General features: G+C 61.3%; 20 protein-coding genes and 1 other RNA gene. 9 read left to right on the top strand and 12 right to left on the bottom strand.

Translation table 11 applies throughout. The annotated features are described in order from the left end of the window. Positions 1 to 27: 27 nt before the first annotated feature. Positions 28 to 1,035, bottom strand: a complete 1,008-nt coding sequence (locus tag NE357_RS09315; protein WP_169429591.1) for a metallophosphoesterase family protein — start codon at positions 1,033 to 1,035, stop codon at positions 28 to 30. 463 nt (positions 1,036 to 1,498) lie between these two features. Here NE357_RS09315 and ccoG point away from each other — a divergent pair, with 463 nt between their 5' ends. From ccoG to hemN, 6 genes are all read left to right on the top strand, one after another. Continuing rightward, complete coding sequence (gene ccoG, locus NE357_RS09310; protein WP_169429590.1) at positions 1,499 to 2,914, top strand: cytochrome c oxidase accessory protein CcoG; 1,416 nt, start codon at positions 1,499 to 1,501, stop codon at positions 2,912 to 2,914. 11 nt (positions 2,915 to 2,925) lie between these two features. Continuing rightward, entirely contained in the window at positions 2,926 to 3,465 is a 540-nt protein-coding gene (locus NE357_RS09305; RefSeq protein WP_169429589.1) for a FixH family protein, read from the top strand. Between the two features lie 201 nt (positions 3,466 to 3,666). Further along, a complete protein-coding gene (locus tag NE357_RS09300) occupies positions 3,667 to 6,117 on the top strand; it encodes a heavy metal translocating P-type ATPase (protein ID WP_169429588.1) in 2,451 nt (816 codons plus the stop codon). Positions 6,118 to 6,139: 22 nt separating this feature from the next. After that, entirely contained in the window at positions 6,140 to 6,352 is a 213-nt protein-coding gene (gene ccoS / locus NE357_RS09295) for a cbb3-type cytochrome oxidase assembly protein CcoS (protein WP_007951659.1), read from the top strand. Then, the gene (locus tag NE357_RS09290; RefSeq protein ID WP_169429587.1) at positions 6,345 to 7,028 is read left to right on the top strand and encodes a sulfite exporter TauE/SafE family protein; all 684 of its coding nucleotides are present in this window, start codon (positions 6,345 to 6,347) and stop codon (positions 7,026 to 7,028) included. The genes ccoS and NE357_RS09290 overlap by 8 nt, the downstream gene beginning before the upstream one ends. 198 nt (positions 7,029 to 7,226) lie before the next feature. Further along, a complete protein-coding gene (gene hemN, locus NE357_RS09285) occupies positions 7,227 to 8,609 on the top strand; it encodes an oxygen-independent coproporphyrinogen III oxidase (protein ID WP_011333280.1) in 1,383 nt (460 codons plus the stop codon). Here hemN and NE357_RS09280 read toward each other — a convergent pair. Then, positions 8,606 to 9,088 (bottom strand): hypothetical protein, encoded by a 483-nt coding sequence (locus NE357_RS09280; RefSeq protein ID WP_169429586.1) that lies wholly within the window; start codon positions 9,086 to 9,088, stop codon positions 8,606 to 8,608. The genes hemN and NE357_RS09280 overlap by 4 nt on opposite strands. Before the next feature lie 146 nt (positions 9,089 to 9,234). Here NE357_RS09280 and fnr point away from each other — a divergent pair, with 146 nt between their 5' ends. Together fnr and NE357_RS09270 are read left to right on the top strand one after the other, a co-directional pair. After that, complete coding sequence (gene fnr, locus NE357_RS09275) at positions 9,235 to 9,969, top strand: fumarate/nitrate reduction transcriptional regulator Fnr (protein ID WP_007951654.1); 735 nt, start codon at positions 9,235 to 9,237, stop codon at positions 9,967 to 9,969. Positions 9,970 to 10,047: 78 nt separating this feature from the next. Then, positions 10,048 to 10,596: an adenine phosphoribosyltransferase gene (locus NE357_RS09270; RefSeq protein WP_169429585.1), complete on the top strand. Its 549-nt coding sequence runs from the start codon at positions 10,048 to 10,050 to the stop codon at positions 10,594 to 10,596. A gap of 108 nt (positions 10,597 to 10,704) precedes the next feature. Here NE357_RS09270 and NE357_RS09265 read toward each other — a convergent pair whose 3' ends face one another. The 5 genes from NE357_RS09265 to dnaX form a co-directional block, all read right to left on the bottom strand. Then, complete coding sequence (locus NE357_RS09265; protein ID WP_169429584.1) at positions 10,705 to 11,853, bottom strand: acyl-CoA dehydrogenase family protein; 1,149 nt, start codon at positions 11,851 to 11,853, stop codon at positions 10,705 to 10,707. Between the two features lie 71 nt (positions 11,854 to 11,924). Beyond that, the gene (gene recR, locus NE357_RS09260; RefSeq protein ID WP_085711931.1) at positions 11,925 to 12,527 is read right to left on the bottom strand and encodes a recombination mediator RecR; all 603 of its coding nucleotides are present in this window, start codon (positions 12,525 to 12,527) and stop codon (positions 11,925 to 11,927) included. Between the two features lie 66 nt (positions 12,528 to 12,593). Next, entirely contained in the window at positions 12,594 to 13,628 is a 1,035-nt protein-coding gene (locus NE357_RS09255; protein ID WP_169429583.1) for an NADP-dependent oxidoreductase, read from the bottom strand. Positions 13,629 to 13,889: 261 nt separating this feature from the next. Continuing rightward, on the bottom strand, positions 13,890 to 14,228 hold the full coding sequence (locus tag NE357_RS09250) for a YbaB/EbfC family nucleoid-associated protein (protein ID WP_007951650.1): 339 nt from the start codon (positions 14,226 to 14,228) through the stop codon (positions 13,890 to 13,892). A gap of 67 nt (positions 14,229 to 14,295) precedes the next feature. Further along, positions 14,296 to 16,380, bottom strand: a complete 2,085-nt coding sequence (gene dnaX / locus NE357_RS09245) for a DNA polymerase III subunit gamma/tau (protein ID WP_169429582.1) — start codon at positions 16,378 to 16,380, stop codon at positions 14,296 to 14,298. Positions 16,381 to 16,525: 145 nt separating this feature from the next. On the opposite strand from dnaX, the gene NE357_RS09240 reads away from it, so the two are divergent. Continuing rightward, on the top strand, positions 16,526 to 17,275 hold the full coding sequence (locus NE357_RS09240; protein ID WP_169429581.1) for a substrate-binding periplasmic protein: 750 nt from the start codon (positions 16,526 to 16,528) through the stop codon (positions 17,273 to 17,275). A 9-nt stretch (positions 17,276 to 17,284) separates the two neighbouring features. Here NE357_RS09240 and NE357_RS09235 read toward each other — a convergent pair whose 3' ends face one another. The 5 genes from NE357_RS09235 to zipA all read right to left on the bottom strand — a co-directional run bounded on the left by NE357_RS09235 (position 17,285) and on the right by zipA (position 24,229). After that, positions 17,285 to 19,243 (bottom strand): hypothetical protein, encoded by a 1,959-nt coding sequence (locus tag NE357_RS09235; RefSeq protein WP_169429580.1) that lies wholly within the window; start codon positions 19,241 to 19,243, stop codon positions 17,285 to 17,287. A gap of 231 nt (positions 19,244 to 19,474) precedes the next feature. After that, an RNA gene (gene ffs, locus NE357_RS09230) (signal recognition particle sRNA small type) lies at positions 19,475 to 19,571 on the bottom strand. 111 nt (positions 19,572 to 19,682) lie between these two features. Continuing rightward, positions 19,683 to 20,849: a zinc-binding metallopeptidase family protein gene (locus tag NE357_RS09225; RefSeq protein ID WP_169429579.1), complete on the bottom strand. Its 1,167-nt coding sequence runs from the start codon at positions 20,847 to 20,849 to the stop codon at positions 19,683 to 19,685. Positions 20,850 to 20,917: 68 nt separating this feature from the next. Continuing rightward, positions 20,918 to 23,275: an NAD-dependent DNA ligase LigA gene (gene ligA / locus NE357_RS09220; RefSeq protein ID WP_169429578.1), complete on the bottom strand. Its 2,358-nt coding sequence runs from the start codon at positions 23,273 to 23,275 to the stop codon at positions 20,918 to 20,920. Positions 23,276 to 23,362: 87 nt separating this feature from the next. After that, positions 23,363 to 24,229 (bottom strand): cell division protein ZipA, encoded by an 867-nt coding sequence (gene zipA, locus NE357_RS09215; RefSeq protein ID WP_169429577.1) that lies wholly within the window; start codon positions 24,227 to 24,229, stop codon positions 23,363 to 23,365. Positions 24,230 to 24,273: the final 44 nt, after the last annotated feature.

The following is a 24,273-nucleotide window of genomic DNA, read 5'->3' as shown; positions in this document are numbered from 1 at the left end:
AAACCAATGAAGGCGGTGAACCGGACATTACTCAGGCCGATTGGCCCAGATGGACTTCACCGGAACCGAGTGCACGAAACGCGGGTTTTTCCAGTCATTGTTCTCGATCAGGTTGACCTGCAACTGCTTGCGATCACCTGAGAAGCTGGCGGTCAGGTACGTCTGCTGGGACGTTGCGCCGCTGAGAAACATCGGCACCTGACCCATCCAGCGCTTGCCACCCCCTCGCCTATGGTAATGACCTGCAAAGATGGCGGTGACTTGATACTTTTCGACCATGTCCAGAAAGCGTTGCTCCTGTTGCCAGTCTCCCTGCCAGTCATCCCACTTGTGCATGTTGATGATGATCGCGTAACCCTGGGCTCTCGCCACCCTCAAATCGTTTTCCAGCCAGTCCAGTGCGCTGGTGATATTGAAGGTTGTCGGATTCAATGCATGAGCGATCTTCGTGGTGTAGGTGGGTTCATTATTAAGCTGCACAAGGTGAACTTCGCCGATGCTTTTCGAGTAGGCGAGACTGCCCGAATAGCGAACACCCAGAAAAGCACCCGTCACCTTGAGATCAAAGTTATCCACCTTCCCTTTATGATGTTCATTGAACTCGACAACACTGCCCGCCGCACAACTATTGCTGAAACAGTCGTCCACGTTATTCTCGTAATCATGATTACCCAAACCATACAGATAATCGTCCTTGAAGTACTTTTGCAGGGCCGACTTCATATACGAGCGCTGCCAACCGTGACCGAAAGCGGTCATGTCACCATTGATCATCAACGGGACTGCCGCCTGCCCCCCGTGGGCATTTCGAAACTCGGCAATACTGCCCAACTGGCTGTCCACCAGCCACTTGGCGCGTTTTTCGAAGTCCGCATCGGATTCCGGCTCTCCGCTGTCAGTCTTGTCGGTCCATGGATATTGCGTATCGGACGCGAACACCATATGCCGTGGCATGCCCTCAACGGCATGAGCCAAAGTAACAGAAGAAAACAAACAGACACCCAGCAGAAACCTTACAACTCCATTTAAAGCCATAACCTTGAAACTCCATTTAACTCGAATACGAACTGGCAACTGAATATCGCCAGCCGCAAACATATTCGATTAAACGAAACCTTTCAAAGCACACAACACAGACAATTAAATAAACTTGTTTCAGACATGCAACTAACAGAAACCAGAACTTCTTACTTCATCCCTGTTTCTCGAAGTCTGGACAACCGGACAGCAACGAGCCTATTTTCAGCCACGCAGATCACCAGGCAGCGCAACGGCGACGGATCGCCTAGACTCAGTCATAGCCGGGCAAAAAAGGGTAATCCCTTACAAGTCAATTGATTCAAGTCATTACACCATCAATTGATTTTGCCCAACGCGACCAAAGGTCGCACCCGTTCGTCGGCATCACAGGCGTATCATTGCGCCACCGCAACACCCTTTCTGACCCCGGCCGGCACGTATCGACCGAGGCATTTTTCCACTGCCGTGGGATGCAATGATGAGCAACCAGATTCCGGTACACGACGTCACGCCACCCAGCAAGAACGCGAACAACAGCGTCGACCTTTACGCCTCTCGAGAAAAAATCTACACCCGTGCTTTCACCGGCCTGTTCCGCAATCTGCGGATGATGGGTGGAACGGCGCTGTTCCTGTTGTACTTCGGTACGGTGTGGTTGAACTGGGGCGGCCACCAGGCCGTGTGGTGGAACCTGCCGGAGCGCAAGTTCTTCATCTTCGGCGCCACGTTCTGGCCGCAGGATTTCATTCTGCTTTCGGGCCTGCTGATCATTGCCGCGTTCGGCCTGTTCTTCATCACGGTGTACGCCGGCCGGGTCTGGTGCGGCTATACCTGTCCGCAAAGCGTGTGGACATGGATTTTCATGTGGTGCGAAAAGGTCACCGAAGGCGACCGCAACCAGCGCATCAAGCTCGACAAGGCACCCATGAGTGCCAACAAGTTCCTGCGCAAGTTCGCCAAGCACGCCATGTGGCTGCTGATCGGTTTCGTCACCGGCATGACCTTCGTCGGCTATTTCTCGCCGATCCGCGAACTGGTGTTCGACTTCTTCACAGGGCAAGCCGATGGCTGGTCGTATTTCTGGGTCGGCTTCTTCACCCTCGCCACCTACGGCAACGCCGGCTGGCTGCGTGAGCAGGTGTGCATCTACATGTGCCCGTATGCGCGCTTCCAGAGCGTGATGTTCGACAAGGACACCCTGATCGTCTCCTACGACCCGCGTCGCGGCGAAAGCCGTGGCCCGCGCAAGAAAGGCGTCGACTACAAGGCCCAGGGCCTGGGCGATTGCATCGATTGCACCATGTGCGTCCAGGTCTGCCCGACCGGCATCGACATCCGCGACGGCCTGCAGATCGAGTGCATTGGCTGCGCCGCGTGCATCGATGCCTGCGACAGCATCATGGACAAGATGGACTACCCGCGCGGGCTGATCAGCTACACCACCGAACACAACCTGTCCGGGCAGAAAACCCATAAACTGCGTCCGCGCCTGATCGGTTATGCCGTGGTGCTGCTGGCGATGATCAGCTTGCTGGTGACAGCATTCTTCATGCGTTCGCTGGTCGGTTTCGACGTCAGCAAGGACCGCGTGCTGTACCGCGAAAACGCCGAAGGCCGGATCGAAAACGTCTATAGCCTGAAGATCATGAACAAGGATCAGCGCGACCACACGTATGTGCTGGAAGCCGCCGGATTGCCGGATCTGCGCCTGCAAGGCAAGCGCGAGATCAAAGTGCCGGCCGGGGAAATCTTCAGCATGCCGGTCGAACTGTCGAGCGCGCCCGAACAACTGCCGTCGAGCACCAACGAGGTGAAATTCATCCTCAAGGATGCCGATGACGACAGCGTCCACGTAGAAGCCAAGAGCCGGTTCATCGGCCCACAGAATCGTTGAGAGAACTGAACATGCCCGCAGCAAACGCCGCAAGCCCCTGGTACAAGCATCTCTGGCCGTGGATCATCATCGGGATTCTGGCCTGCTCGGTGACCCTGACCCTGTCCATGGTGACCATCGCGGTGAACAACCCGGACAACCTGGTCAACGACAACTACTACGAGGCCGGCAAGGGCATCAACCGTTCGCTGGACCGTGAACTGCTGGCGCAGACCCTGAAGATGCGCGCTGCCGTGCACCTGGATGACGTCACCGGCGAAGTCGACCTGCGCCTGAGCGGCGACAGCCAGCCGAAAACCCTGGAACTGAACCTGATCTCGCCGACCCAGCCGGACAAGGATCGCAAGATCGTCCTGGCTCGCAGCGAGACTGAAACCGGTCGGTACATCGGCCAGTTGAGCGACAAGATCGAAGGCCGACGTTTTGTTGAGTTGCTGGGTACTCAGGACGATCACGTGTGGCGGATGTTCGAGGAAGAGCTGGTCAGTCATGACAAGGATTTGTTATTGGGCGACGAGCCGCTGCAGGGTGCTGAAGACCTGAAGAAGTAAGCAGCCTGCAAGTGCCCCCTCCCCCCCTGGAGAGGGAACTGATCTCGGGTGTTTGCAGACTTGATATTCGCCAGTGACGATTGCGCTGACTGAACCCATTTTTCCGGCTCACATCAATCGGCCCCCTCTCCCTCCGGGAGAGGGCTGGGGTGAGGGCAAGCGGACCACTCGATTCCAAGGGTTTATCCCCTCGACAATGCCATGACCACCCCCATCCCCTGCTACCACTGCGCCCTGCCCGTCCCGTCCGGCAGCCGCTTCACCGCCGTCGTGCTCGGGGAGTCCCGCGAGTTCTGCTGCCCCGGCTGTCAGGCCGTGGCCGAAGCCATCGTCGCCGGTGGACTGGAAAGCTATTACCAACACCGCAGCGAAGCCTCGGCCAACCCCGAGACGCTGCCGGTGCAACTGGTGGACGAGCTGGCGCTGTACGACCGCGCCGACGTGCAGCAACCTTTCGTGCGCCACGAAGGTGAGCTGGCGGAAACCACGCTGCTGATGGAAGGCATCAGTTGCGCCGCCTGCGGCTGGCTGATCGAGAAACACCTGCGCACCCTGCCCGCCGTGGCCGAGGCGCGGCTGAACCTGTCCAATCATCGCCTGCATGTGCGCTGGGCTGACGCTCAGTTGCCGCTGAGCCAGATCCTCGGCGAACTGCGCCACATCGGCTACGTCGCGCACCCGTATCAGGCCGACCGCGCCAGCGAACAACTGGCCAGTGAAAACCGCCTGGCCCTGCGTCAGCTCGGTGTTGCCGGGCTATTGTGGTTCCAGGCGATGATGGCGACCATGGCGACCTGGCCGGAATTCAACATCGACCTCAGCCCGGAGCTGCACACGATCCTGCGCTGGGTCGCGCTGTTCCTCACCACGCCGATTGTGTTCTACAGCTGCGCGCCGTTTTTCAAAGGGGCCATGCGCGATCTGCGCACTCGTCATCTGACCATGGACGTTTCGGTCTCGCTGGCGATCGGCGCGGCTTATATCGCCGGGATCTGGACCTCGATCACCGGGGTCGGCGAGCTGTATTTCGACGCAGTCGGGATGTTCGCGCTTTTCCTGCTCGCCGGACGCTACCTCGAACGCCGCGCCCGGGAACGCACCGCCGCTGCCACCGCGCAACTGGTCAATCTGTTGCCCGCCTCGTGCCTGCGCCTCGACGACACCGGCCACAGTGAACGCATCCTGCTCAGCGAGCTGCGTCTTGGCGACCGCGTACTCGTGCAGCCCGGCTCGGTGCTGCCGGCGGACGGCAAGATCCTCGACGGTCAGTCGAGCATCGATGAATCGCTGCTGACCGGCGAATACCTGCCGCAACCGCGCACACCGGGCGATGCCGTCACCGCCGGCACGCTGAACGTAGAAGGTGCGCTGACTGTTCAAGTGCAGGCGCTCGGCCAGGACACGCGGCTGTCGGCCATCGTGCGTTTGCTGGATCGCGCTCAGGCAGAGAAACCACGCCTGGCGGAAATCGCCGACCGCGCCGCTCAATGGTTTCTGTTGCTGTCGTTGATCGCGGCGGCCGCCATCGGCCTGCTGTGGTGGGAACTGGATTCTTCGCGAGCGTTCTGGATCGTTCTGGCGATGCTGGTTGCCACTTGCCCATGCGCATTGTCACTGGCAACGCCGACCGCACTCACCGCCGCCACCGGCACCCTGCACAAACTCGGCCTGCTGTTGACACGCGGCCATGTGCTGGAAGGCCTGAACCAGATCGACACGGTGATTTTCGACAAGACCGGCACCCTCACTGAGGGCCGACTGGTGCTGCGTTCGATCCGCCCGCTCGGCGCCCTCGACAGTGATCGGTGCCTGAGCCTGGCCGCTGCGCTGGAGAACCGTTCGGAACACCCGATTGCCCGGGCCTTCGGCCGGGCGCCGCTGGCCGCCGAAGAGGTTCACAGCACACCGGGGCTCGGGCTTGAAGGCCTGGTCGCAGAACAGCGTTTGCGCATTGGGCAGGCTGATTTTGTCTGTGATCTCAGCGGCGCGCCCGTACCATCAATGCCCGACGAACCGGGCCAATGGTTGTTGCTCGGTGACGCTCAGGGACCGTTGGCCTGGTTCGTCCTCGATGATCGTCTGCGCGCCGACGCCCCCGCGCTGCTCGCCGCGTGCAAGGCCCGCGGCTGGCACACGCTGCTGCTGTCGGGTGACAGTTCGCCGATGGTTGCCAGTGTCGCTGCCGAACTGGGCATCGATGAGGCCCGGGGCGGTTTGCGTCCGGACGACAAGCTGCAAGTGCTGCAACAACTGCACAAGGCCGGCCGCAAGGTGTTGATGCTCGGCGACGGGGTCAACGACGTGCCGGTATTGGCTGCCGCGGACATCAGCGTGGCCATGGGCTCGGCCACCGATCTGGCGAAAACCAGTGCCGATGCGGTGCTGCTGTCCAACCGGCTCGACGCGCTGGTACAGGCCTTCACGCTGGCCCGCCGCACCCGTCGGGTGATCATCGAGAACCTGTTGTGGGCCGCGCTGTACAATGGCCTCATGTTGCCGTTCGCCGCCCTCGGCTGGATCACGCCAGTGTGGGCCGCTGTCGGCATGTCGATCAGTTCGCTGACCGTGGTGCTCAACGCCCTGCGCCTGACTCGCCTGCCGAGTGCGCCGGCCGTCAACACCACGTCAGAAACCCGCCCGCTGCCGGCCTGAGCCGCACGGGCATGGAGTACAGATGCCAGCTCTCTACGTGATGATCCCGGCCGCGCTGCTGATCGTGGCCATCGCCGTCTACATCTTCTTCTGGGCGGTGGACAGCGGCCAGTACGATGACCTCGACGGTCCGGCCCACAGCATCCTGTTCGACGACCAGGACCCGAACCACACCGCCGCTGTGGACGAAGCCAACCCCGCCAAACCGGACGACAAGGCGCCACCCCATGCTTGAACTGGCGCCGCTGCTGGTGTCTGCGTTGATTCTCGGCCTGCTCGGTGGCGGCCATTGCCTGGGCATGTGCGGCGGCTTGATGGGCGCGCTGACCCTGGCGATTCCCAAGGAACAACGCAGCCGACGCTTTCGATTGCTGCTGGCCTACAACCTCGGACGAATCCTCAGCTATGCCACGGCCGGTCTGCTGATCGGGCTGGCCGGCTGGGCGGTGGCCAACAGTCCCGCCGCGCTGTTCATGCGGGTTTTGGCCGGGTTGCTGCTGATCGCCATGGGCCTGTATCTGGCGGGCTGGTGGAGCGGTCTGACCCGCATCGAAAGCCTGGGTCGCGGACTATGGCGTTACATTCAGCCTGTCGCCAATCGTCTGCTGCCGGTGTCGAGCCTGCCCCGCGCCCTGCTGCTTGGCGCACTGTGGGGCTGGCTGCCCTGCGGTCTGGTTTACAGCACATTGCTGTGGTCGGCCAGCCAGGGCAATGCGGTCGACAGCGCATTGTTGATGCTCGCCTTCGGGCTCGGTACCTGGCCGGTGTTGCTCGCCACCGGGCTGGCAGCCGAGCGGGTCACGGCGCTGTTGCGCAAACGCAGCGTGCGCATGGCCGGCGGTCTGCTGGTGATCCTGTTCGGCATCTGGACCCTGCCGGGGCCGCACCAGCACTGGTTGATGGGCCATTAAATCGGCGGTGCGACCTTCGCGAGCAGGCTCGCTCCCACATTGATCGAGTGAGCACCAGAAATCCCCCGTGGGAGCGAGCCTGCTCGCGATGGGGCCGCATGACTTATACAAATCCTCCCCGTTGATGCAAATCAAGATGCCTTTTCGCGCTCCCCCCTAGACTCGGCACACTGCCAGCCTATCCGGGGGAATGCCCGCATGCTCGACGCCATTCGTTGGGACACCGATTTGATCCGCCGCTACGACCTGGCGGGGCCGCGCTACACCTCGTACCCGACGGCCGTGCAATTTCACAGTCAGGTCGGCACCTTCGACCTGTTTCACGCCCTGCGCGACAGCCGCAAGGCCCTGCGCCCGCTGTCGCTGTACGTGCACGTGCCGTTCTGCGCGAACATTTGCTACTACTGCGCCTGCAACAAGGTCATCACCAAGGATCGCGGCCGAGCGTTGCCGTATCTGCAACGGCTCGAGCAGGAAATCCAGCTGATCGCCTGCCACCTCGACCCGGCGCAGAAAGTCGAGCAACTGCACTTCGGTGGCGGCACGCCGACCTTTCTCAGCCACGATGAATTGCGGCAACTGATGGCGCACCTGCGCAAGCATTTCAATCTGCTGGATGACGACTCCGGCGATTACGGCATCGAGATCGACCCGCGCGAAGCCGACTGGTCGACCATGGGCCTGCTGCGTGAGCTGGGCTTCAACCGGGTCAGCATCGGCCTGCAGGATCTCGACCCGGCGGTACAGCGGGCGGTCAATCGCCTGCAAAGCCTGGAAGAAACCCGCGCGGTGATCGACGCGGCGCGTACCCTGCAATTTCGCTCGATCAACATCGACCTGATCTACGGTTTGCCCAAACAGACGCCGGACAACTTCGCCCGCACCGTCGAGGAAGTCATCAGCCTGCAACCGGACCGGCTCTCGGTGTTCAACTACGCGCACCTGCCGGAACGCTTCATGCCGCAGCGGCGGATCAACGGCAACGAACTGCCGAGCCCGGCGCAAAAGCTGGAAATGCTGCAACGCACCATCGAACAACTGACTGCTGCCGGCTACCGCTACATCGGCATGGACCACTTCGCCCTGCCCGACGATGAGCTGGCGATTGCCCAGGAAGAATCGACCCTGCAACGCAACTTCCAGGGCTACACCACCCACGGTCATTGCGACCTGATCGGTCTTGGCGTGTCGGCGATCAGTCAGATCGGCGACCTGTACTGCCAGAACAGCAGCGATCTCAATCACTACCAGAACACCCTCGCGGGCGCACAACTGGCCACCAGTCGTGGCCTGGTGTGCAATGCCGACGACCGCCTGCGCCGCGCAGTGATTCAGCAACTGATCTGCAACTTCAGCCTGGATTTCGCCGAGATCGAGCGCAGTTTCAACATCGATTTTCAGGGTTACTTCGGCGCGCTCTGGCCGCAGTTGCAGGGCATGGCGCAGGACGGGCTGATCGAACTGGATCGCGAGCGCATCACCGTGCTGCCGGCCGGCCGATTGCTGGTGCGTTCGGTGTGTATGGTGTTCGATGCGTACCTGGAACAGCAGAACCGTCAGCGGTTCTCGCGGGTGATTTAACCTTTCATCAGCAAGGCGTTGGTTTTCAGGTTCTGGTCCGAGGTCAGACCCGACTGGCCGATGACCTTGGCCAGGGACAGGTTGGCGGTGATCAGGCCGTTGTTGAGGGCAGAGATGACGCCTTTGAGAGCTGAGATTTTGGCGAATCGCTCTTCGCTGGAGAGGGTCTTGCTGGCCATCAGCGCGTTGATCTGGGCGTTCTTCTCGGCGATCTGCTGGCGTAACTTGCGAATCATCTTCAGCAATTGCTGAACGTTTTCCGGCAAACCGCTTTCTTCGATATCACGGTTTTTCCCGCCGGCACCGGCGGATTTTTCAATGGCGGCACCGGACAGCGACACTTTGACGCCCTCGACCAAGGTCGGGGTTCCCAATGATGCTTCATCTGTGCCGGCCTTATGGCCGAGGGCGGTCTCTGCACTTTCCGGCAACGACGCAACGCCGTTGTTACCGGGGGGCAGCGTACCAATAGCAGTCATCGAAGCGGTTCCTTGCAAGCCGTCAGATACCTGTTTATCGGCCGTCGTCCCTGCAGCTTTATGCCGTGCAGGCAATCGCTGGCCTGAATGTCCTCCGCTGGGTTACCCTTACGCCTTATGTGTGTTTTCCCACAAGGATTTAAGAAATGTCCGAGCCAGTTAAACTGCGCGCTCATAACCAGGCTAATTGCAAGGATTGCAGCCTGGCCCCTCTCTGCCTGCCACTTTCGCTGAATCTGGAAGACATGGATGCGCTGGACGAAATCGTTAAACGTGGCCGCCCGTTGAAAAAGGGTGAGTTCCTGTTCCGCCAGGGCGACACCTTCGATTCCGTTTATGCAGTACGCTCCGGCGCCCTGAAGACCTTCAGCCTGAGCGACACCGGCGAAGAGCAACTGACCGGCTTCCACCTGCCGAGCGAACTGGTCGGCCTGTCCGGCATGGACACCGAGAAACACCCGGTTTCCGCCCAGGCGCTGGAAACCACTTCGGTTTGTGAAATTCCGTTCGAACGCCTCGACGAACTGGCCCTGCAATTGCCGCAACTGCGCCGTCAGTTGATGCGCGTAATGAGCCGGGAAATCCGCGATGATCAGCAAATGATGTTGCTGCTGTCGAAGAAAACCGCCGACGAGCGCATCGCCACGTTCCTGGTCAACCTGTCTGCACGCTTCCGCGCTCGCGGGTTCTCGGCCAACCAGTTCCGCCTGAGCATGTCGCGCAATGAAATCGGCAACTACCTGGGGCTGGCGGTGGAAACCGTGTCCCGGGTCTTCACCCGCTTCCAGCAGAACGAACTGATCGCCGCCGAGGGCAAGGAAATCCATATCCTCGACCCGATCCAGCTCTGCGCCCTGGCCGGCGGCTCGCTCGAAGTCTGATCTCGTCCCGCGGCCGAGCGTATCGTTTCAGCCGCGGGTATACTGCGCCGTTTGCAGCCCTGCCAGGACACCTCGACGATGGTCTTCGACTCCTTCGACATCAAATCCCTGATCCGCCCTGTGATCGATTTCCCGAAACCGGGCGTGATCTTTCGCGACATCACCCCGCTGTTCCAGTCGCCCAAGGCTTTGCGCCTGGTGATGGACAGTTTCGCCCACCGGTACGTGGAAGCCGACTTCACCCACATCGGCGCGATGGATGCGCGTGGTTTTCTGATCGGTTCGGTGCTGGCCTATCAGTTGAACAAGCCGCTGGTGCTGTTCCGCAAGCAAGGCAAGCTGCCGGCGGACGTGCTGGCCGAAGGTTACGCGACCGAGTACGGCGAAGCGTTTCTGGAAGTGCACGCCGACAGCCTGTGCGAAGGCGATTCGGTGGTGATGTTCGATGATCTGATCGCCACCGGCGGCACGCTGCTCGCAGCGGCCAACCTGATCCGTCGCATGGGCGCCCGCGTTCATGAAGCGGCGGCGATCATCGATCTGCCAGAGCTGGGTGGTTCGCAGCGTCTGGAGGACATGGGGATTCCTACTTTCTGCCTGACGCAGTTTGCGTTGACTGATAAATAAGTAGCGCCCTTTCGAACGCGATCGCTAGCAGGCTAGCTCCCACAAGGGAATGCATTCCAAATGTGGGAGCTAGCCTGCTAGCGATGGGGCCTCGATCCTCACAACAGATCAAAGTCCCATCTGCTTGCTGATGATCTCGTTCATCACTTCCCGCGTCCCGCCGCCAATCGACAGGATGCGGTTATCCCGATACAGCCGCTCCACCAGACTTTCGCGCATATAACCCAACCCGCCAAGAATCTGCACCGCTTCGGTGGTGATGCGGTCCGAGGTGTCCGTGGCGAAGTTTTTGGCCATGGAGATTTCCTTGATCACGCTCTGCCCCGCCGCCATCTTCGCCGCCTGCCGGTAGGTGAACTCCCGTGAGACCTCCAGCGCCGTGGCCATTTCCGCGAGGCGATGCTTGATCACCTGGAACTTGCCGATGGGTTTGCCGAACGCCTCACGCTCCTTCGCCCACTTCAAACTCTCTTCCAGTGCCAGTTGCGCGGTCATGTTGGCCATCAGCGCCAAGGCCAGACGCTCGCTCTGGAAGTTGCCCATGATGCACGCGAATCCCATGTTTTCAGCTCCGATCAGGTTTCCTACAGGCACCCGGCAATCGTCGAAGAACAATTCAGCCGTGTCCGACGCCCACCAGCCCATTTTCTTCAGCTGCCGGCCGACGGCGAAACCGGGTGTGCCCTTCTCGATCAACAACAGGCTGATGCCGCCAAAACCGGGCGCGCCGGTACGCACCGCGACGGTGTAGAAGTCGGCGCGCACGCCGCTGGTGATGAAGGTTTTGCTGCCGCTGACCCGGTAATGATCGCCATCGCGTACGGCGCGGGTCTGCAAGTTGGCGACATCGGAACCGCCGCCCGGCTCGGTCACCGCCAGGGCGCTGATCTTCTCGCCACTGAGTACCAGAGGCACGACGCGGTCACGCACTTCGGGCCGGGCCCATTTGACGATCGGCGGCAAACCGATGTCGAGCGAGCCGAGTCCGGCCACCAGCCCGCCGGAGCCACAGCGCATCAGTTCTTCGCTGGCGGCGATCTTGGCGAACAGGTCACCCTCGTGACTGCCGCCCAGTGCTTCGGGATAACCGATGCCGAGGATGCCGGCTGCACCGGCCTTTAGATACAGCTCACGGGGGAAGCTCTCGGCTTCCTCCCACGCATCGATGTCCGGCAGGATCTCGCGCTCGACGAAACGTCTGACGCTGTCGCGGACCATTTGGTGGCTGAGGTCGAAGTATTCCTGGAAGGCGGGCATCGGCGAACTCCATGGAAGGGTTCGCCGAACTTAACCGAGCGCTTGCTTGGTTTTCAACAGGATTGTGGGGTTCAGAGGGAAATCGGCTTGCGCCCGGCAAACGAGTGGGCCAGCGTGCCGCCGTCCACCAGCTCCAGTTCACCGCCCAGCGGCACGCCGTGAGCGATGCGCGAGGCGATCAAACCTTTGTTGTTGAGCAACTGGGCAATGTAGTGCGCAGTGGCTTCACCTTCCACGGTCGGGTTGGTGGCGAGGATGACTTCGGTAAAAGTGCCCGCCTCTTCGATCCGTGCCATCAACTGCGGAATACCGATGGCCTCCGGGCCGAGCCCGTCCAGCGGAGACAGATGCCCCTTGAGCACGAAGTAACGGCCACGGAATCCGGTCTGCTCGACCGCGTAGACATCCATCGGCCCTTCCACCACGCACAACAGCGTGTCGTCACGGCGCGTATCGGCGCATTGCGGGCACAGATCGTCTTCGGTCAGCGTACGGCACTGGCGGCAGTGTCCGACCCCTTCCATGGCCTGACTCAAGGCCTGGGCCAGGCGCGTGCCGCCGCTGCGGTCACGTTCGAGCAACTGCAACGCCATACGCTGGGCAGTTTTCTGACCCACGCCCGGCAGAATTCGCAGGGCGTCGATCAGTTGGCGAATCAAAGGGCTGAAGCTCATGGGGAAAAAGTCCGACAAAACAACGAGACGCGGTTTATACCCGCGCCTCCGGCCAGCGTCAAATCCTCAGTCCTGGGCGACCTTCACCACCAGTTTGCCGAAGTTGCGCCCCTCCAGCAGTCCGATAAACGCTTGCGGCGCCTGCTCCAGGCCCTCGACCACGTCTTCGCGGAATTTCACCTTGCCATCGCGCACCCACGGCACCATGGCGCTGATGAATTCCGGCTGACGGTCGCCGTAATCGTCGAACACAATAAAGCCCTGAATCCGTACGCGCTTGGTCAGCAAGGTGCGCTGCAAGGCAGGCAGGCGATCCGGGCCATTCGGCGCTTCCGTTGCGTTGTAACCGGCAATCAGGCCACACAGAGGGATCCGCGCCTTGGGATTGAGCAGCGGGACGACGGCATCGAAGACATGCCCGCCGACGTTTTCATAGTAGATATCGATGCCTTTCGGGCAGGCTTTGGCCAACTGCTCGGCGAAGTCCGGCGCCTTGTGATCGATACAGGCGTCGAAGCCCAGTTCCTCGACCACGTACTTGCATTTCTCGGCTCCACCGGCCACGCCAACGGCGCGCAGGCCTTTGATCTTCGCCACCTGGCCTACCACTGAACCCACCGCGCCGGACGCAGCGGCAACCACCAGGGTTTCCCCTTCTTTTGGCTGGCCGATGTCCATCAGTCCCATGTACGCGGTCATGCCGGGCATGCCCAGCACACCGAGCGCCATCGACGGGCTCGGCAGGCCGGACGGGATCGGGATGATGTTGCGGCCGTCGCTGATGCTGTGGCTTTGCCAGCCGGTGGCACCGACGACCAGATCGCCGGGGTGGAATTTCGGATGACGCGACTGTTCGACCCGGCTGACAGCCCCGCCGGTCATGACCTCGCCGATTTGTACCGGCGCCGCGTAGGACGGCGCGTCACTCATGCGTCCGCGCATGTAGGGATCGAGCGACAGGTACAGGGTCTTGAGCAACACCTGGCCGTCTTCAAGGTCAGGCAGCGCCTCACGCTCCAGACGGAAGTTCTCGGGCGTCGGCGCGCCCACCGGCCGCGAGGCCAGCACGAAGCGTTGATTGAGGGTCAGAGGGTCGGACATGTCAGCGTCTCCTGTGAAGGGTGAATTCGAGGGTATAGGAAGCAGACCCTTGGGGCGGTGGGGTGTTCGATGTTTATTCCGGCAAATCGTGTTGACGCTTTCGCGAGCAAGCCCGCTCCCACATTTGAAATGCAATCCCATGTGGGAGCGGGCTTGCTCGCGAAGGCGTCATTACAGCCAACACATCTCTACCGGCCGGAAACAAAAATGCCAGGCGCGATGCCTGGCATTTTTGTAGCTCATCCAACCCGCCAAGGCGAATCAGAACGGCAGTTTCATACCGGCCGGCAGGTTCATGCCAGCGGTCATGCTGCCCATTTTCGCCTGGCTGTTGGCTTCGATCTGACGCACGGCGGCGTTGACGGCAGCGGCCACCAGATCCTCGACCACTTCGCGGTCGTCTTCATCCAGGCCCGGCAGTACGCTCGGGTCGATGCTGACTTTCTTCACGTCATGACGACCGGTCATGACCACGGTGACCAGATCGCCACCGGCTTTGCCGGTGACTTCGGCGTTGGCCAGCTCTTCCTGCATCTTGGCCATTTTTTCCTGCATCTGCTGCGCCTGCTTCATCAGGCCGGCCATGCCACCTTTCATCATGGGAATCACCTCAAAAGTACTTGGATCAAAACAGCGCCCGGCCACACAGGCCGGACGCTCTCAGTTATTAGCCCTGACTGACCAGGGCGTCGACAGGTTCAATAGTATCGTGTCGCACGACCGCACCGAACTGCTGCACCATCTGCTGGATGAACGGATCGCCGTGGATCGATTCCTCCGCCTCGCGCTGACGGTTGGCACGGCGCCGGGACGCGGCCTGGGCCGGGGTTTCCTGCTCGGGCTTGATCAGCTCGATGGTCAGGGTCAGCGTGCGCCCGTGGAACTGGTTCAGCGCATCGTTCAGACGACGCTGCTGGGTGGCGTTGAACAAGGCGCTGTGGGCCGGGTCCAGGTGCATCAGCCAGTTGTCGCCATCGACCGCGATCAGCGTGCAGTTGGCGGCGATGCTGCCGGTCATGCCGGAGATCGGCAGTTGCGGGAACAGCTCCAGCCATTGCAGCGCCAGACCGGTGGCCGGCGCGGCGGCAGGTTCCGGCTCGGGCTCCGGCACCGGATCGGCCGCGTGTTCGCTGGCCAGATCGTCGAGGTAACTGTAGGCCGAATCCATGTCCGGCTCGATGTAGTCCTCGTCCAGCGGCGGCTCGTCATCCATGTCCATGCCCGGCGTGGCGGCATCGACGTCGGCTACCGATGGCTCGGGGATCGGCGCGGCGGCCCACTCCGGTGCGTCCGGCACGACGCTGTCCGGGGTCGGCAGCGGCATTGGCGGCAGGTCCGGCTGCTCGGCGGTGGTTTCCAGCACCGGCTCGACCGCTGGCTGCTGCACAGGCGCCGGCTCTACCGGGTCGTTCCACGGCAGATCGACGACTTCTTCGACGGCGACCGGCTCGGGCTCGGGCTCAGGAACGGGTTCAGGCGCAAGCACCGGGGCAACCGGTGCAGGCTCAGGAGCCGGCGCAGGTGCAACCACCGGCGCTGGCGCCGGCGCAACAGCCGCAGCAACTACCGGCGCAGGTTTAGGCGCGGCAGCCACTGAGTTTGCGGAATCAACTGTGGCCTGGCTGATCCCCACTGGCTTTAGCGGTTGCCTCGGGGCGTCCGCCGTATCTGCGGGTCGGAAGGCCAGCATCCGCAGCAGCACCATTTCGAAACCGCCTCGCGGGTCCGGCGCCAGCGGCAAGTCACGGCGACCGATCAGGCCCATCTGGTAGTAGAACTGCACGTCTTCGGCCGGCAGGGCCTGGGCCAGTGCCAGCACCCGGTCACGATCGCCGTGGCCATTGTCGACACCTTCCGGCAACGCCTGGGCGATGGCGACACGGTGCAGCACATTGAGAATTTCCGAGAGCACGCCGTTCCAGTCCGGCCCCTGTTCGGCCAGATGACGCACGGCTTCGAGCAACGCCCTGGCGTCACCCTCGATCAAGGAATGCAGTACGTCATAGACCTGACCATGGTCCAGCGTGCCGAGCATCGCCCGTACGTCGGTGGCCAGAACCTTGCCCTCACCGAAGGCGATGGCCTGGTCGGTCAGGCTCATGGCGTCGCGCATCGAACCATCGGCCGCGCGGCCGAGCAGCCACAGGGCGTCGTCTTCGAACGGTACGTTTTCGGCGGTCAGGACATGCGTCAAATGCTCGACCACACGCTCGGGCGTCATGTTCTTCAAGGAGAACTGCAGGCATCGCGACAAAATCGTTGCCGGAAGTTTCTGCGGGTCGGTGGTCGCCAGGATGAACTTGACGTAGGGCGGCGGCTCTTCGAGGGTTTTGAGCAGCGCATTGAAGGAATGGCTGGAGAGCATGTGCACTTCGTCGATCAGGTAGACCTTGAAGCGCCCGCGGCTCGGGGCGTACTGCACGTTGTCGAGCAGCTCGCGGGTGTCCTCGACCTTGGTCCGGCTCGCGGCGTCGATCTCGATCAGGTCGACGAAGCGGCCTTCATCGATCTCGCGGCACACCGAACACTCGCCGCAGGGGCTTGAAGTGATACCTGTTTCACAGTTCAGGCATTTGGCGATGATCCGCGCAATCGTGGTCTTGCCGACGCCCCGCGTCCCGGTGAACAGGTAGGCGTGGTGCAGACGCTGGCTGTCCAAGGCATTGATCAGAGCCTTGAGCACATGGGTCTGGCCGACCATTTCGCGGAACGAGCGCGGACGCCATTTACGTGCAAGAACCTGATAACTCATCGAAAACCGTCGCGGCAAAGGAAGCAGAAGCGGCTAATGCTAGCGGAGCAAGGGCAAAATTGCATCCGGTGTGCTCGTCTATTCTGGCTAAGCTGCATGGGCGAGGGCTTTTGTCGGCTCGGGATCGGGAATTACCGGAGCGTTTATGCGGTGGGCCGTGGGGGCATTACTGGGATTGAGCCTGAGCGCGATGGCGTCGCAACCGCCGCTGCGCTTCGTCGTTGCCGACAGCTGGGCGATGCCGATGGTGCAAATCGAACGCGGCCGTCCGACCCAGGGCATCCTCTACGACATGATGCTCAGCCTGGCGACCCAGGTCGGCGTGCCGGCGCAATTTCACGTCCTGCCCCGCGCCCGGGTGCAGAACGCCATGGAACACGGCGAAGTCGACGTGCGCTGCTATGCCGCACAATCCTGGTTGCCGAACCTGTCCGGCGATTACATCTGGAGCATCCCGCTGTTCTTCCAGCGCGACCTGCTGATCAGTCGTCAGGGATTGCCGACCCAGTCCGACCCGGCCGACCTTCCCCGTCAGTCGATCGGCACCGTGCTCGGTTACAGCTACCCCACGCTTCAGCCACTGTTCGACGCCGACCGGTTATGGCGCGAAGATGCGCGCAATCAGGAACAGGTCCTGGACAAACTGCTGGCTGGCCGTTACCGCTACGCCGTAAGCAATCAATGGACCCTGGACTGGTTCAACCAGCGCCTGCTGCCGGGGCAGCAACTGCAAGCGGTGGCGGTATTGCAGGAGCAGCAGGTCGGCTGCTATGTGCGCAATGATCCGAATGTGCCGGTGCAGCGGATATTGAGGACATTGCTGCGGATGAAAATGTCGGGGGAGATTGATGACATTATTCGGTTGTATACCGGCAGCGCGGGTGGCGAACCGTGAGCCAGACCATCAATGCCCCGCCGTATCGCGGAATTTCTGGTATTCGTGATACTCGACCCACGCAACCACATCGTACGGCACATAGAGCTTCAGCCTGGCGCGGGAGATGGCGATGTAAACGGCGCAGATCCGCTGATCGAACGCGTAGGCATCCTTGAATTTCTCGTTTGTCAGCAGGCCGGGAGTCAGCAGCACTTTGTCGAACTCCATGCCACCCGCCTCCTCCGCCAGCATCAGCAGGCAACTGTTGCCGGCGTTGTCGATCATTCGGTTCAGGCGCGTCAGATCGGCAATCATGAAGCCGTTTTCCAGCTTGGCCTTGACCCGCAAAAACGACTCGTCGAACTGATTGGCGTCGCACACGGCTTGCCAGTCGGGCAGGTCGCTGAAGTACGGGTGCACGCCATTTTCGCTGAATTCGGAGCGGTAGAACTCCGGCTTGAACCGTTCGATGGCCGTGGCCATGAAATGTTTCAGATCATCCTGAGTTCGCTTGTCGGAGAATCTGAACTTGCAATTGGAATCGTGCAGGTGGATGGCCCAGATCATGGTGTCCCAGGGCGATGCCGTCAGCACGACGCTACCTTCGGATGGCACGAAACCTTCCGGATATTCCTTGATGACGACGTCAGCATCACTGGCGCCTTCGAACGGAATCTTGCCCTTCTGCGAGTGCCGGGCGATCAGCGGATTGACCAGCCGTTCGACGTTGCGGCCCGAGCGCACGGAATAGCTGATATCGCTTTGGCGAACCTCACGCTGGCGTTTGACCGGCACGCCGCTGGCCTGTTGGTACTCGTCGCCGAGGGTGATCAACACTTGGCGGCCACGTTCGATGATCTGTAACAGTGACCCGGGAATGTCCTGACTCTCGTCGATCAGCACGTGCGTGTAGCGTGATGACACCGCGCAGCCGGCAATGCAGGCCCGCTTGATCATCAGTAGCGCTTCGAACCCGGTCTGACTGCCCCATGCCGGATTGAGCTCAAGGTAGCCCCACACCCGGCTCGAATACTCCAACAGAACCTGAGCATCCACGCTCGAGAGCGGCTGGTTGAAATGCGGTAGATGCTTAGCGGAAAAAGTGTGGTCGCGGAAACGGCAGTAGCGCTCGATCACTTTGAGGCAGAGCTCAAGGGTCGCCTGCCCGTCGTAGTGGCGAAAACCGTAGATGTTCAGTTCCTGTGCCAGTGCCTGCCGACTCGGGACTCGAGCTGCCCCCTCGGCCTGAGGCCTGCGACCGAGCATCAGCGACTGTGCAAATGCCAGAAAGGTTTTGCCGGCCTTCTTCTCGCTTGACCCCACCATGCGCTGGCGAAGGACTTCCAGCTTGGCCGGAGTGCGCGCCAGCAACAGGGTCTTTTCCGGGCGAAGATGTTCCAGCAGCGCCACCAGCAGATGGCTTTTGCCGATTCCTGCATAGCCTTGAACGTGCAGGTCTTCATCCAGGTTGGCGCGAAAGGTCCTGACCAGTTTGTCCTGGGCCGGGCTCAACCAGCGCTCACGGTGCCGGGGCGTCACTATCGGCTGGCTGAACGGGTCATGACGGCGATGGCGCCGAACCTTGTATTCGAAATCCCATTGACCATCGGGCAACAAATAATCGCGTGCGGACACTTCTTCGCAAAGCAGAAAACGCAGGTTCAGAGGTTTGAGAACCTTCAGGCCGAAATACAGTTTGCGCGGGTCGAACAGTCGCTGCGCCTCGGACAGCAGACCGGCAGTCGATGACTGACGTTTTTCGACAGCCCAGGACAAGAGCTTGGCCAGAATCTTCTCAGCCGCAGCTGCACCGAGATCCTGCTCTGACGTCTGCACCAGATTCTGGATGACCAGCACTGCCGCCAACTCGGGATCGGTCAGGGCTTCGAGGGCTTTGGTGCCACTCGCCTGCAACAGGTTCGCGCAGGTTTCATCCGTGACGGGCAAGAACACAGGGCTGGATAGATCGGAATGTTCCGGGAGCATAAAACCTCGCGGCCAGGGCGCAGACCTTGCTGGGTCGATCCTGGCCAGACTCTTCATTTATTTCGGTGGCTGCGAGTATGCGCGATTGAAGAGCAAATGATTACCCCGTGTCGGCGCCCTCACGAGCAGGGGGTTGGGTACGAACCGCCAAATCGCAGGCATAAAAAAACCGCAGTGGGCGAAACCCATGCAGTTCGGTGTCGATTCGTTCGATGTTCGTTAAGGTGGTAACCCTACCAGCCACACCCCGGCACACAATGTTCCCGCTGTGGCTGCTGCCTTCCGGCTCTGACCAGGTTCACGGGTAATCGTTGCGGGGGGACCGATAGGGTCACCATAACGACACTCACCTGTCGGCGAGCCGCGCCATTGTACCTATCTGAGACGAAGTTACAACCGCTGGTTGCAGATTAAAAATATGAAGGGCTTCAAGCACTTGCTATTGCGCCTGAAGCACCTCGTCCGCGCGGCCGCCCTCCTGCTGGATCACCAGATGAATGAAGTGCAGCTTGGCGATCGCCGCCGGCGGCAGGACGAAGGGATAGAAATCCGGCTGGCCCATGCTGCGCGACAGTTCGTTGAGCATGCCCGCCAGTTCGATCCACGCGTTGACGAACGACAGGAACGCCGTGCCGCCGGGATGTTCGGGGTCGTACAGCGTACTCGACGGAAACGGCTGGTAATCCAGGTCCATCTCCCGGGCGCTCATGCCGAAACCCAGCGCCGTGTCTACCGCGTCCATCATGTGCAGGTAATGCGCCCAGGTTTCCGCCCAGTCTTCCCACGGGTGCATGGTGGCGTAGGCGCTGACGTAATGCTGCGACCAGTCCGCCGGCGCGCCCTGTTGATAATGCCGCTCCAGCGCCTCGGCATAACTGGCGCGTTCATCGCCGAACAGGTTGCGGAACGAACCCAGCCACGGGCCGTTGTCGATCAGTCGATCCCAGTAGTAATGCCCGACCTCATGGCGAAAGTGCCCGAGCAACGTGCGATAAGGCTCGTGCATCTGCGCCCGGACCCGCTCGCGGTGGGCGTCGTCGGCTTCTGCGATGTCGAGGGTGATCAGGCCGTTGGCATGGCCGGTGATGGGCGCGTTGCCTTGCAGATCGACGCCGATGAAATCGAACGCCAGACCAGTGTCTTCATCGACGGTTTTCGGGATGACCTGCAGGCCGAGGCTGATCAGTTGCGCCACCAGTCGGCGTTTGGCGATTTCCACCTTGCGCCAGCGTTCGGGGTTTTCCGGGACGGAAAGATCGGGGATGGTGCGGTTCAGAGCGCAGGCCGCGCACAGTGTGTCGTGATCGTTGGCGGGCAGCAGCCAGTTGCAGGCCGCCGGGGTATCGAGGTTGGCGCAGCGCCGGAACAGCCCGGCCTCGGGATCGACGTCCAGCGTCCAGGTGCCTTCCTGTGGCCCCGGTTGCAGCGACGTCAGCCGACTGTGTTCCGGTTGATAACCCAGCGCCGCGTTGCAGGCCAGGCACTGGCTGTTGCGAAAGAACAGCGACTGGCCGCAACGACACGGCCAGACCTTGCTGTTGCGCGAGGATTCGCCCATGAACGGCGCGACAATGCGGGAACTGAGCTGCTCGAAAAAGCGGTACATGGCGATCTCTCCCTTGGGCTTGCCAAGACTAGATCATTCCCGCGAGTTGATCGTTCCCGCGCGTTGCGTCAGGCGGAAATACCGTGCCCTTTCAGGAACGCGATAAACGCCTCTTCATCCATCACTTTCACGCCCAGTTCGTTGGCCTTGGTCAGTTTCGACCCGGCACCCGGCCCGGCCACCACACAGTGGGTCTTGGCCGACACGGAGCCGGCGACCTTGGCGCCGAGGCTTTCCAGGTGTTCCTTGGCGACGTCGCGGCTCATCAGCTCGACCTTGCCGGTCAACACCCAGGTTTCCCCGGCCAGCGGCAGGCCTTCGACGACTTTCTTTTCGCTCTTCCAGTGCATGCCAAAAGCGCGCAGTTGCTTCTCGGCGTCTTCAGCCAGTTGACGATGCTCGGGCAAGGCGAAAAACTCGCGAACCGAGTTGGCCTGCTTCTCCGGCAATGCCTGGCGCATGTCCAGCCAGTCAGCGTTCATCACCCCTTCCAGCGACTCGAACTTGTCCGCCAGCTTCTGCGCCCCGCCCGGCCCGACCGAAGGAATGTGCAGCTTGTCGAGGAAGCCGCCCAGGGTGGTGCTGGCGGCAAACTCGGCGCCCAGCTCACCCTGATCCTGAATCTGCAAACCGTGACCCAGCAACTCGGTGATCACCTGCTGGTTGTGCGCATCCTCAAAGAAGCTGTGAATCTCGTGGGCCACTTCCAGGCCGATGTCCGGCAGGTACGTCAGCACTTGCGGCAAGGCTTGCTGAACACGCTCCAGCGACCCCAGCGAACGCGCCAGCACCTTGGCCGTCTCCTCGCCGACATCCGGAATGCCCAGCGCATAAATGAAGCGCGCCAACCCCGGTTTCTTGCTGTCTTCGATGGCGGCCAGCAACTTGTTGCTCGACACCTCTGCAAAGCCTTCCAGGTCGACGATGTCGTCGAACTTCAGGGCGTAGAGATCGGCCGGCGAACTGACCAGACCTTCGTCGACCAGTTGCTCGACACTCTTGTCGCCAAGTCCTTCGATGTCCATCGCCCGACGGGAGACGAAGTGAATGATCGCCTGCTTGAGTTGCGCACCGCAGGCCAGTCGGCCGACGCAGCGATACACCGCACCTTCGCTGATGGTTTCCTTGCCCTTGCTGCGCTTGACCAGTTGCGTGCGCTCGACGTGAGATCCGCACACCGGGCAGCTCTCGGGAATCTGCACCGGCCGCGCATCTTCGGGACGACGCTCGGTCACCACCTGTACCACTTGCGGAATCACGTCACCGGCGCGGCGAATGATCACTGTGTCGCCAATCATCAGTCCCAGCCGGGCGACTTCGTCCATGTTGTGCAGCGTGGCATTGGCCACGGTGACGCCGGCCACCTTGACCGGTTTCAACCGCGCCACAGGCGTGACAGCACCGGTACGACCGACCTGGAATTCCACGTCGAGCAATTCGGTGAGTTCTTCCATCGCCGGGAATTTGTGCGCAATGGCCCAGCGCGGTTCACGTGCGCGAAAGCCCAGTTCGCGCTGGTCGGCAATGCTGTTGACCTTGAACACCACGCCATCGATTTCATAAGCCAGCGCGTTCCGGCGCTCACCGATATCGCGGTAATAATCCAGGCATTCGCCGATGCCCTTGGCCAGTTTCAATTCGTGGCTGATCGGCAGGCCCCAGGCTTGCAGTTGCTTGAGGTTGCCGATGTGAGTGTCGGAAATATCGTGGGACACCTGTCCGATGCCGTAACAGCAGAATTCCAGCGGGCGGTTGGCGGTGATCTTCGAATCCAGCTGACGCAGGCTGCCGGCGGCAGCATTGCGCGGGTTGGCGAAGGTCTTGCCGCCGACTTCCAGTTGCGAGGCGTTGAGGCGTTCGAAACCGGCCTTGGACATGAACACTTCGCCGCGCACTTCCAGGGTCGCCGGCCAGCCTGTGCCGTGCAGCTTCAGAGGGATGTTGCGCACGGTGCGGACGTTGACGCTGATGTCTTCGCCGGTGGTGCCGTCGCCGCGGGTGGCGCCGCGCACCAGCAAGCCGTCCTGATACAACAGGCTGACCGCCAGGCCATCGAGCTTCGGCTCGCAGCTGTATTCCACCGCCGCGCCACCGCCGAACAGGTCGCCGGCCGGCAAGTCCAGACCTTCGGTCACCCGGCGATCGAACTCACGCATGTCGGTTTCTTCGAAGGCGTTGCCGAGGCTGAGCATCGGTACTTCGTGACGCACCTGGGTGAACGCGGTCAACGCCACGCTGCCGACGCGCTGGGTCGGCGAGTCGCTGGTGATCAGTTCCGGGTTGGCCGCTTCCAGCGCCTTGAGCTCGTGGAACAACCGGTCGTACTCGGCATCCGGAATGCTCGGTTCATCGAGGACGTGGTAACGGTAGTTGTGCTGATCGAGTTCAGCGCGCAGCTCTAGAATGCGGTCTTTGGCGGCAGTCATGGGTGTTCTCTCATAAAGCAAAAGAGCAGCCGAGGCTGCTCAATCTATTTTGCCGATTGCCTCTTTATCGCGAGGCAACCTTTTCAATCAACGCTTCTGGGTCAGGGCGCGACGTTCGAATTCGACGATGCGCTGACGGTAGTGCTCGATGGTCTGCGCGGTCAGGACGCTGCGCTGGTCATCTTTCAATTCGCCGTTCAGTTCCTGGGACAGCTTGCGCGCTGCCGCGACCATCACGTCGAAGGCCTGCTTCGGATGACGCGGGCCTGGCAGGCCGAGGAAGAAGCTCACCGCCGGAGTGCTGAAATGGTCGATGTCGTCCAGATCGAAGATACCCGGCTTGACCGCGTTGGCCATGGAGAACAGGACTTCACCGTTGCCGGCCATGCTTTCGTGACGGTGGAAAATGTCCATCTCGCCGAAACGCAGACCGCTTTCCAGAATGTTCTGCAGCAGTGCCGGGCCTTTGAAGCCGGCCGGATCGCGGCAGATCACGCTGATCACCAGCACTTCTTCGGCTTGCGGCTGATCTTTATCGGCCACTGCCGGCGACGCCTTGGCGGCAGGCTCGACGAAATCATCGTCGCGGCTGCTGAAGCTAGGGCCGCCGTCCAGATCCAGATCAAGGTTCAGGTCGCCCTGGGCCGGACCATTGCCGCCCCGCTTGCCGCGCTTGGAACCGGATTCGCGAGGCTCGCGTGGTTCGCGGGCCGGCATGCTTACCGATGGCAGGTCGTGTTCGTCCAGTTGCGGCTCTTTATGGGTATCCAGCACGCGGGCCGGGCCCAACAGCTCAGCGCTGGTGTCCTCGTCCGGCAGGTTGGACAGACTTCGGTCAAGACGGAATTTCAGTTTTCCCTTGCCGCCGCGCATACGGCGCCAGCCATCGAAAAGAATACCGGCTATCACAATGATGCCGATGACGATCAGCCACTCGCGCAGACCGATTTCCATGTAATCCCGTGCCTCTATAAAAAATGCTGAAAAATAAGGGGTTT

This window comes from Pseudomonas sp. G7(2022) (assembly GCF_052660475.1).
This window is presented reverse-complemented; position numbering and strand designations above follow the sequence as displayed.